At 42.7% G+C, this 10,326-nt stretch carries 8 protein-coding genes and 1 pseudogene; 3 read left to right on the forward strand and 6 right to left on the reverse strand.

Translation table 11 applies throughout. The features are described from left to right. Positions 1–185: 185 nt before the first annotated feature. Positions 186–1,148 carry an aldose 1-epimerase gene (locus tag L4B77_RS18160; RefSeq protein WP_429752142.1) on the reverse strand — a complete coding sequence of 321 codons (963 nt, stop codon included), beginning with the start codon at positions 1,146–1,148 and terminating at the stop codon, positions 186–188. Positions 1,149–1,362: 214 nt separating this feature from the next. Here L4B77_RS18160 and L4B77_RS18165 point away from each other — a divergent pair, with 214 nt between their 5' ends. Then, the gene (locus tag L4B77_RS18165; RefSeq protein WP_429752144.1) at positions 1,363–2,643 is read left to right on the forward strand and encodes an ROK family protein; all 1,281 of its coding nucleotides are present in this window, start codon (positions 1,363–1,365) and stop codon (positions 2,641–2,643) included. A gap of 48 nt (positions 2,644–2,691) precedes the next feature. Here L4B77_RS18165 and L4B77_RS18170 read toward each other — a convergent pair whose 3' ends face one another. The 5 genes and pseudogenes from L4B77_RS18170 to L4B77_RS18190 form a co-directional block, all read right to left on the reverse strand. Beyond that, positions 2,692–4,119, reverse strand: a complete 1,428-nt coding sequence (locus tag L4B77_RS18170) for a sugar porter family MFS transporter (RefSeq protein ID WP_132980895.1) — start codon at positions 4,117–4,119, stop codon at positions 2,692–2,694. An 86-nt stretch (positions 4,120–4,205) separates the two neighbouring features. Then, entirely contained in the window at positions 4,206–7,634 is a 3,429-nt protein-coding gene (locus L4B77_RS18175; protein ID WP_429752147.1) for a DUF5107 domain-containing protein, read from the reverse strand. 202 nt (positions 7,635–7,836) lie between these two features. Beyond that, positions 7,837–8,085: pseudogene (locus tag L4B77_RS18180) on the reverse strand (RNase H family protein); the annotation flags it as partial. An 82-nt stretch (positions 8,086–8,167) separates the two neighbouring features. Next, positions 8,168–8,353, reverse strand: a complete 186-nt coding sequence (locus L4B77_RS18185; RefSeq protein ID WP_017090816.1) for an AlpA family transcriptional regulator — start codon at positions 8,351–8,353, stop codon at positions 8,168–8,170. A gap of 271 nt (positions 8,354–8,624) precedes the next feature. After that, positions 8,625–9,278, reverse strand: a complete 654-nt coding sequence (locus L4B77_RS18190) for an inovirus Gp2 family protein (protein ID WP_429752149.1) — start codon at positions 9,276–9,278, stop codon at positions 8,625–8,627. Between the two features lie 580 nt (positions 9,279–9,858). On the opposite strand from L4B77_RS18190, the gene L4B77_RS18195 reads away from it, so the two are divergent. Both L4B77_RS18195 and tnpA read left to right on the forward strand, forming a co-directional pair. Continuing rightward, positions 9,859–10,110, forward strand: coding sequence for a hypothetical protein (locus L4B77_RS18195; RefSeq protein ID WP_429752151.1), 252 nt, complete (start codon positions 9,859–9,861; stop codon positions 10,108–10,110). 76 nt (positions 10,111–10,186) lie between these two features. Then, positions 10,187–10,326 (forward strand): IS66 family insertion sequence element accessory protein TnpA (tnpA, locus tag L4B77_RS18200; protein WP_429752153.1); only part of this gene is annotated, 140 nt, incomplete at its 3' end.

Raw genomic sequence — 10,326 nt, forward strand, 5'->3', positions numbered from 1 at the left:
CGGCAGCAGAGACACCGACTTTCTCTGCTAACTTAAGCGCTTCGGCTTTAAATTCAGGAGCATGTTTGATTCGTGTTTTCTTAGTTGTCATTGTTCACCTCGTTAGTGATTGTACTCACTTAACTCGGTGTCCAAAACTTCTGGTGCGGATCAATGTATTTAAGTAGCCATCTAATTGAATTTTATCAAGCTTTAGAATTAAGCCTATATAAACTACTATCTATTTTAATGGTCATAGTAAGTTGCATACTCTGATGCATGGCAAGTATGGTAAGTCCTAAACTTTCATGAATTGAATTATCGTTAGAAGTGCGGAATGACGATAAACACGCATGCGCATTTACCGCTTGGCTTTGAGGCTCTAAACACAGAAAACTCGCTGGCCCTATGGGTTTATACACTTGCAGGTAATTACACGGACTAATAAGCGTTACTAATAACCCGTTACCGTGTTTTAATGTGGCTTTTACTCCTGATTTATCCAGACGGTAACCATTATTAAGCCATATTTCTGGAATAGGTTTTGCTCGTTCAAAACTGTACATAGGAGGGATAACGCTTGTATAGTCTATTGGTAGATAAGTCTCATCTTCTCGCCACCACCCAAGCGCAGGGAATTGCACACGCGTATCCGGTAAGCAATGAAAGAAAGGGTGGAAACCCGCCCCGAATGGAAAGGCTTCCTTGCTAAGATTGGTCACTGTCATGGTTACAATCAGGCTGCCTTGTTCAAGCTGAAAACGCTGCTTGGCTTGATAGTGACACACGCCTTTAATGTCTGATGTCATCGCTAATTCTAGCCATAACTCTTGTTGGTTCTGTCGACACAGTTGCCAATGGGTTAACCAGCCATCACCGTGTAAAAAGAAATCGGGATCTATTTGTGAATGAATAGGCAATGTTATTTGATGTCCTAGCCATTCAAAGCTATTACCTCTAATGCGGTTCACCATGGGCACCATAGGGAACATGCTGGCTTCTCCCGCATTATTTTCACTCAGCTTTGTTCGTGGTCTCAGAATATTGAAAGCATGTTCTTCACCTTGATTGCATTTATTGTTATGCGTGTATTGAAAGGCATCAATAACCCCACCCAACTCATTAATTATCAGTTTTAATGTGTCATTTTCGAGTGTGTGAATTGCCATAAATTAACCCTTCTACCGTTGTGATACCATGCTACTTGCTAATTAACCCGCAACCGGCTTAGAAGCTACTGTAAGTGGGTGATGGTTCGTTAAGTGATAGCGAGGTCACAGGGATTACTAAACACTTATTACTAAACGCTGATTCCTAAAGGTGCTTATTAATAGGGTTAATCATGCGGCCAATTGAGCGACTTTGATTAGGTGGTGACAAACAATGATGACCAATACCTTAGGGTTCAATGGCCAGAAGGGCCTTAACAACCAACAGGTGCGACAATATAACTGCCGTATCATCATGGAGTTGCTGTATAAAAACAAAGGGATGACCAAGTCACAACTAGCGCAGGCAACGCAGTTAAGCATTCCAGCAATCACCAAGATCATTGATGCATTAATCGATCAAGGTCGCGTTGAAAATACCGTGTCGCCAGAAGTAAGCAAGGGCAACTTTAAAGGCTTGTACAATGTATCGCGCCATCGCCCCGATACCATTTGTCTTAACGTGTCCCCGACTCGTATTCAGGCCGTCATGGTTGATAATCAAATTAACCCTTGCTCTGTGTTCATCAATCAAGCCATCGCCCCTGCTACGCCAGAGGCACTTATCGACGATATAGTTAATGTGATTGTTGCTTGTCGCCAAATAAACCGCACCACACCTTATCGGTTATCGATTGCAGTACATGGGCAAGTGGATACTCATGTTGGATCGTCAATGCGAATGCCACAAGCCCCATGGACACAATCCATAGAACTTAAATACATTCTCGAACAACGCTTACGTGTTGATGTGCTAGTTGATAATGATTGTGTAATGATGGCATTAGCAGAAAAATGGTTAGGTGGCCACAGCAGGCAAGATTTCTGTGTACTGAATATCGATTACGGGATCGGCTCTTCGTTCCTGATCAACAATAATATCTACCGCGGAAAAATGTTTGGTAGTGGACAAATCGGTCACACTAAAGTAGCAAATAACGGCATTATTTGCGGTTGTGGCCGAGAAGGGTGTTTAGAGACCGAAGCCAGTTCAAAAGCCTTGTGCGATCGCTACTCTCAACAATCTGCGTTACACAGTCAAAGTAAGGCGGATCATAAGAGTGAGATTACGCACTACCTGCAAACACTTGAGGCTATGATAGAAGAAGAACAAGCTCTCACGTTTGATGATTTTGTTCTGCGCTACCAACAAAACGATCCTATCGCATTAGATGTCGCTCAGCGCGCCGCAATAGTGCTTGGTCAAGCTTTATATAATTTTCTGATCACCCTGAACATCAATAAGATCATTCTGTACGGCAACACTTGTGCCTTGGGTCAACCTTGGTTGAATACGATCACAGATCAAACACTCACGAATCCGTTTGAAGATAAGAGTGCCCGCCGCCAAGATCAAACACTGGTGTCGTTTGGTCAGCTAAGCCAAATAGAACGAGTGATGGGAATGAGTTATTTATGGGTTGAACAGGAGCTAGATAGTTTGTTTCACGCATAAAAAAGATCACCTAACGGTGATCTTTTTAGTTATGGTTATTTGTATTGGTTATGCTTTTACTTCTTTGCCTAAATTAGCGGATTGAACCACCAACTCTTTCTCTAACTCTTCTAATGAACGACCTTTGGTTTCTGGCACGTGGCGATAGATGAAAACAAAGCCACAAGCACAAATAACACCGTACAGTAAGAAAGAACCCGATGCGCCGAGCCCTGCGTTAAGCAATGGGAAGGTATATGTGAGTGCGAAACACGCCACCCATAGTGCAAGCGTGCTAACCGACATGGCTGTACCACGTACTTTGTTCGGGAAGATTTCAGATAACAAAACCCAAGTCACTGGCGCTAAAGTCAGGGCGTAGATAGAAATAGCCACCAGCACTAATAACAACACAGGAAGCCCTAACATGCCGAATGCATAAGCTGCAGACATTAAGCCGTAAATAATGGTTAGGCCAAATGATCCGACAATCATTAATTTACGACGGCCAATTTTATCAACAAACGGAATCGCCAAAATCGTAAAGACTAGGTTGATTAATCCCGTGGCTACAATCGATTTCAAGGTGTCGTTAATGTCAAACCCAGCGGAAGCAAAAATCTCTTGGGCGTAGTTGAAAATCACGTTGATCCCACACCACTGTTGGAACGCTGCCAACACCACACCAATGATTAAAATGGGTTTTACATCTGGCTTTAACAACGCACTAAAAGGTAGCGAACGGGTTTCAGCTGACAGTGTACTTTCAATTTCTGCCACGGTGCGGCTAGCATAGCTTTCACTACCAATACGACGTAATGTGCCTTTAGCTTTTTTTGCCATTCCCATTTTCACTAACCAACGTGGCGATTCAGGCACCACAAACATCAGAAGTAAAAACGCGAGTGCTGGTACCAATTCTGCACCAAACATATAACGCCAACCCATTTGACCATTCCATGATTGTAAAATGTCAGCTTGTGCTGCGCCAGTTGCCACAGGTTCTGCAATCACCAAGTTAATGATTTGCGCCGCTAATACCCCGATAACAATGGTTAGCTGGTTAATCGCCACAAACTTACCACGTTTTTCCGCAGGTGCAATTTCGGCGATATACATAGGTGATAACGCTGAGGCTAAACCTATCCCTATCCCGCCAATAATACGAAAGACAATAAATGCATTAAAACTGCCTGCCATTGCGGTACCCCAAGCAGAAATCACAAACAAGAGTGCCGCTAAGATCAAAGGACGTTTACGCCCGTATTTATCAGAGACAGTACCAGCGATGAACGCCCCTGCCATACAACCCAGTAACGCTGAACTCATTGCCCAACCAGACAACGATGCACTAGTAATATTAAAATAGGCTTCATAGAAGGGCTTTGCCCCACCAATAACCACCCAGTCGTAACCAAATAACAACCCACCGCAGGCAGCAACTAGGCTGATGAGCCAAATATTTCTCATGTTAAGTTGATCGCTTGTCTTACTCATAATCAATCCTTGTAGAGGCACACGTTTATTCAAGTTATTGTTTTATAGTCACCTCAGGCGATAGATCACCTGAGGTGACCTATCCATTACATTTGCCCGTAACGGCCAAAGGCGTAGCGATGTTGCGCGACTTCTTTAAATAAGTTCGCTTTAGTATGTGCTGGCGATTGGGTTAACAATGCCTGCAAGGTGTGTTCAAACGTTAATTGTTTATCTGTATCGTGTTCTTCTGCGCTGTACGCAATATGATTGCCCTGCTCGGTTATCAACGCCAACCCTAGCTGCCCCATTGTTTTTACGAATAAGCAATGCTGTTGATGCTCGGCCTGTAAATCACCGTCAAACACAATCAAAGCAGGCAGTGATACCGCGAAGAAGTCCGTCTCAACGAGTGTGTCAGCTTCCGCTTCAGCCCACGCCACCATATTTTCATATAATGAAACTGCTTTTTCAGTATAACCCAACTGATACAGTGCTGCGGCTTGATAGAACAAGTAATCAGCAGGTTGGTCGTTATAATAACGGCTTTGCCCTATTTCTTGTTTACCCTGTGTAGCACACTTGAAATGTTGAGCAGCCAGTTGATGTTGATCTAGCTTTTGGTAGCAATAACCTAGGTAGTAATACAGATCGTTATCGGTTTGCCCAACTAAACGCCCTTCACCCAAGTTATGTGGGTAATGCAGCGCACCTTGTAAACATTCAATTGCCTCGGTATATGCTTGTTGGTTTATTAAGCCAAGAGCGGTGCGTAATTTGTTCACGACAAACTGACCTGTAATGCGTCCTTCTCCTCCTTCCCACGGGTGAAATTGTCTTGTAGCTAAACACTCAGCAGCCTGCTCTAACTGCCCTGTGATATTGTATAAGTTGAGCAGTTCTGCGGTTAAATCATCCCGTCTGGCAACCACCTCTAAGTGCGATTGCAAAAGATCTATTCGCGTTGTAGGCTCGGTCGCTACAGCTTGATAAAGGAAATCTAACTCGTACAAAATACGAGCATCGTCAGACGAAAGGGCAAACGCACGCGACATCAAATCAATCGCTTTCTGTGAATCTTTGCATTTGTTGTATGCATAAACCGACAAGTTACGTAATACCGGCGCATAGTCAGGATTTAGGCATAAGACCTTTTCCCAGTGGTGTACGGCGCGAGAATAATTACGCTTGGCGTAAAAGAAGCAACCCAACAAATACTGAGTAAAATAATGATTGGGGAAGGCATCCAGCACACCAATTTCTGTCAAGGTATTGGGGAATAACACGTTATCAGCGAAGGTTTCTGCCGCCGAGTCTAACCAAGTTGTGACACTTGTTTTAACGTCAGTTTTTAGATCAGTGTCGGCGCTAGTGTGTTCATCAGATAAATAAGCTTGGTAAATATAAGTCATCGCTCCTTGGCTATCACTCTGAGCTAATACGACTTTTGCACTATCTGTTGCACCGATCGATAAATAGAAATTCACAAGATGGATCGCATTGGCTTCACGTCCGTTCATTAAATGCTTGAATGACGCTAAATCGGAGGTTGATTGACTGAGTTGGTATTTCTCGAAAGCCAACCCATACCCCAGCGGCTGAATCACTTTTTGTGCTTTAATAAAAGCAGCCGCTTCGCTGGCACGGTTCAGCGTGATCAGCAAGTGTGCTTTCAGTGTCGCAGCTTGATAATGCATGCCGTTAAGCTGTAAAGCACGGTTCGTATAATCCAGCGCTTCCCCCCAACGAGATTGCTTAGTCGCAATACGGGCGGCGGCGAAAAATCCTGTATCACGGCAGTTCGCACTCCATGTAGCCTTGAAAACATCGCTAAACGCCTGATCTAAAAAGCCTAATTTCTCATTTGCACAACCACGCAAGTAGCTCGCTTTGCCACACAGCGGATTCTTATTGAGTTGATGAGCTCGTGCCAATGCAGCATTGGTGTAGGCAAGTGTTGCGGAGTAATCGGCACCTTCATACGCCAACGATGCCATTGCCACATTGGTTTGGTAATGGTTCGGATCGCGCTTTAACGCCTCCTTGTAATAATCAACTGGGCTTCGCGTTGCATGATGGTATTGCTGAAGGTGCTGGCCGATGAAATACAAGTCTTCGACACTGTCAACGTCAGCAGGTAATGCAGGTGACGTGGCGGGATCTGGTGTTATTTCATCTGCTGAAGCGACATGTTCACTATAAGACAGAGTGCTGAAACCATCTGCAGAAGTGACCGTCATGGTGAAGCGGTTAGTTGTTGTGAGTTCGCTCTGACCGACAAGACTGACACATTGACCATCAGGTAAGCACGTCCCTTGGCGAGTATCACCCGGCATCATGGTTAATGACGTTTCGTACACTGTATTCTTGCCGTCTGAAATCACCATAGTGTAATCAGTGATTTCCGCAATGGCATAAACTGCCCACTCTAGCTTGCCATTTGAGCGTTCAAGTTTTATCGCCACGTCAGTATTGGCGTTATGCACATTACCAAGATAACTGTATGGCAAGAAGTGTTGAACAAACACCTTCTCTTCATGGCTATCGATCCATGTAAAGTCGGGTTGGTTGTCGGTAAACACACCTGTCATTAATTCAATGTAAGGGCCATTGGTATCGGTGAGTTGACGATCCCATGCAATACCGAAATCGCAGTTACCCCATGTCCATTGTTTTTTACCCGGAGAAACATGGTGATTGGCAACATGAAGCAAACCGCCCTGTTCGTTGTGGCTGTATGCGCCCACAAAGTCGTAAGCCGATTTATCTGCCATGTAAGACGTCGGTACAGGCAGATTTTTATAACGCGAGATATCGGTACCAGGCGAGTAATCCACCTTGTAATATTCGCCCGTAGCGATTGGGAAATTAGAGACATCGCGCTTACCGTGATCGTATACCGCGGTGACATCTGGCGGGAAGATACTTTGATGATCGTCACCACCTTTAACTGCGGGATTCGACCACCATAAGAATTGACGGGGCGTTTCATTACCATTGTAGACTTTCCCCGTGATCTCAATCAGAGCTTTGTTTGGGTAAACCTTAAAGCCTGCCATGATTTGCAAACCGTACATGTGCTCAACTTCGCCCATCCACACCGTCACAGCGCCATCATCATGATGTTCAATGGTGAAATCAGTCGACATAAAGGTCGTCGGGCGGTGGTGTTGCGGCCAGTTAAATTCGATACCACCAGAAATCCACGGCCCTAATAAACCAACCAGAGCGGGTTTAATCACTTCGTTGTAGTACACAAAATCACGGCCTTTTACCTTGTCATACGCACGGTGAATGCGCCCACCAAGTTCTGGCAGTAGCATGACTTTGATATAATCATTTTCGATATATACCGCTTGATAAATTTGATCGACTTTTTGATCCGTAATGCTATCAATTACACCGTAAGGATAAACGGAACCCGATGAACCTTGATAAACACGGTTCTCTAAAAACAGCGGATTGGGATCCACCTTGCCCGTTGGGTAAGTAGGAAGAACAACCTGTTCAACCCAAGCTTTTGCATTAGTACTCATGACTTATAACCACCTATAAGCTGTTATGATTAAGTTATAAGCAGTGTAAGGGATGTTTTATTAGCTGAATGTATGAAGCAATCACGGGCTTTACTAAACAGTGTTTAGTTGTAAATGTGACTATTAGACGAATTTGTTTTTATAAATATAAGCACATAAAAAAGAGGTTAGTCTGACCTCTTCCTTAACTTATATTGTTACCTAACCAACCGTTATAACCCTTCACACAAAAATCACTGTCTGAGTAGATGACATCACCATCCTGCGCATACTCTAAACCTTCGATTAAGGCCATTAGCTCTAATTCTGCATTGGTAGTACTGCGTCTGATAGTGATGCTATCTTGATACTCTACCTCACCGTGCTCATTAAAGGCTGCAATACCAATCCCACCCTGTGTGCATCCGTGTTGATTGTTCGGTGCCGCGCCAATGTAAATTGAATAACTCATTTTATTTCTCTCTCTAATTGAAAAGGGAGCCTTCGTGGGCTCCCTGTTGATGTGGTCAGTATGCTTTCTGCTACTTGGATTATTATTGGATCTCTCGTAATCCCAAGCATGATTCCATCCAATCATCAATCTCACCATCAACCCAAGCAACAGCTCTATCTCCAAGATTGACTGATAATGGAAAGTTACCGTTATTCATTTTTCGGTAAATCGCTGAACGACTTAAAGCAGTTTTTTCCATCACTTCTTTTAACTTTAGAAATCTCATTGGGAATGGTCTCCTGTATTTTGTATATACCCATGAGAAAAGTCACCACTGTAAAAAAGTACGTTACCTCATCATCACTGCTTTATGTTCGGTACTCAAAGCACTACAAACTCAGCCTAACCTTCTTCTTACTTTTGCCATCTGCCTTAAGTAAAAAGTCCCTCAGGGGCGAGAGCGCCCCTTCCCCTGCACATCAAAGTTAACCATCACCAATCAACCTACCAGTATCTGGTCTGAATCAGGTACTGGATATATGTTATAAAAAAACCGTTTATCTTCGGCTAGTTCCAAAGTTCTTATTTCTACTCCCGTATTCTTTTGTTCTTACTTTTGCAAAGTAGCTAATCCTGTAAAACAACCGTTCTAACTCACTATCAAATTGATCAGAATCTCGCTTCAGGTAATACGTAGGGTTCTTCGGAAAATTAACTAAAAATGAAGACTCTTCCACATCTATATCAAGAGCGGTTGCCCATGCCTTTTTAATCATGTGAGAGAGGTTGCCGCTGCTTTGATAACTGCCAAGAAAGGCATAGCTATCTTTGTTGAAGAATAAAACCATATGGTAGTGTTGATTCAATGCGGTATCTTTTTCTTTCACCCATGCATAACGGACGTTGCATTTGTGGACTCGCTTACCGCTTCTTTTTTTTCGTTTAGAGTCAGCTTCTATTTGAGAGATCAGTGATGCAATAAACTCAGAGATCATTAATGAGTTAGAACCAGCCAAATATGAGCCAATTCTTAAGTCAACTCGTACTGCCGTTGTTCGAGGGTGGTCTTCTAGTGCCTTGTCTATGGTTTCGTACATTCTAGATAGGTAATTGACGATGACCCCTTCATTGCATTGCATTATCCGTAATCCATTAAAGCTTCTTTTGTTCGTTATCCCTAGATTTCGATTTCGTTTGTGTCTCTTGTTCATTGTCTATACCTCTATGTTGTTTTGACATAGGTATTGGTGACAATGTTATTTTTAATGGTGTTACTAAATATACATACTAGACAAACCGACATCAGAGATTTATGAATCGGCTGAGCCTATAATGTCCCAGAGAACTTTCAATCGCATTACTGCTTACCATTCATAAAAGTACCTTACAAAGCACAAAAACTGATGATAATGGCAAAACATTCAACTCTGATATAAAATGAATTTTGCATAACTTTGCATTTCTGATATAACTACTCATATGAGATAATGACTAACGTTATTTTTTACAGGATAATACGTAGAGCATTACTAAGAGTACTGATTCTTTCTATGCTGTTGAAGTTAGAACAAGAATAAATTTTTCCATTAGCTCTTTCACCACCAACGTAAACTTCTGAAGTGTATTTTTTAGAAGAAGTGGCATACAACAAAAGACGGCGACTATATCGCCGACACAATTCCGACGCACCACCGACATATTTCAGTCACAATACATACAAATCCCCGTCGTTAAACCGATCATTTTCTGATAACTTAACTTAATCATTTTAATAATGGCATTTAGATAGACATGAGTTACTCTAGCTTCAAAGCATACTCTAACGACACCGAAAGAAACCTTAGAACTTACATAAGGTATTTGAATAAAAATTCAGATAAAGGCAATGTTACGGCAGCCGAAAATTTACATAATCTGGACAAGAAAAAGCTCAAAAACATTTTCGTAGAAGAAATTGCTAAAAGGCTAAACATCAAGAATGGTGACTTAACAGAAGGAAGACTCGACTGTGACGATAAAGCCGAACTTGCAGAAATATTGTAAGCGCGTCATAAACCCCACATTCTAATCATCCTCAGTCCGCCATAAGATCAAATCTCCAACTACAAGGAGATTTGAAATGGCAAAACGGCGCACCAACAAAGAATGGCAAACCTTGTTCGAGCAATACCAATCCAGTCATCTATCACAACGGGTCTTCTGTGAGCGTAATGGGTTAAGTCTTTCTACTTTTTATGCCAAGCGCCAGCAGTTACAAAC

Origin of the sequence: Vibrio minamisatsumaniensis, assembly GCF_050337445.1 — a bacterium.
Lineage (GTDB): Bacteria > Pseudomonadota > Gammaproteobacteria > Enterobacterales > Vibrionaceae > Vibrio > Vibrio artabrorum.

Bases quoted from the DNA above. Each gene is read 5' to 3' on its own strand.
- L4B77_RS18160 (WP_429752142.1), bottom strand. From the start codon at position 1,148: ATGGCAATTCACACACTCGAAAATGACACATTAAAACTGATAATTAAT.
- L4B77_RS18165 (WP_429752144.1), top strand. From the start codon at position 1,363: ATGATGACCAATACCTTAGGGTTCAATGGCCAGAAGGGCCTTAACAAC.
- L4B77_RS18190 (WP_429752149.1), bottom strand. From the start codon at position 9,278: ATGAACAAGAGACACAAACGAAATCGAAATCTAGGGATAACGAACAAA.
- L4B77_RS18185 (WP_017090816.1), bottom strand. From the start codon at position 8,353: ATGAGATTTCTAAAGTTAAAAGAAGTGATGGAAAAAACTGCTTTAAGT.
- L4B77_RS18175 (WP_429752147.1), bottom strand. From the start codon at position 7,634: ATGAGTACTAATGCAAAAGCTTGGGTTGAACAGGTTGTTCTTCCTACT.
- L4B77_RS18195 (WP_429752151.1), top strand. From the start codon at position 9,859: ATGAGTTACTCTAGCTTCAAAGCATACTCTAACGACACCGAAAGAAAC.
- L4B77_RS18170 (WP_132980895.1), bottom strand. From the start codon at position 4,119: ATGAGTAAGACAAGCGATCAACTTAACATGAGAAATATTTGGCTCATC.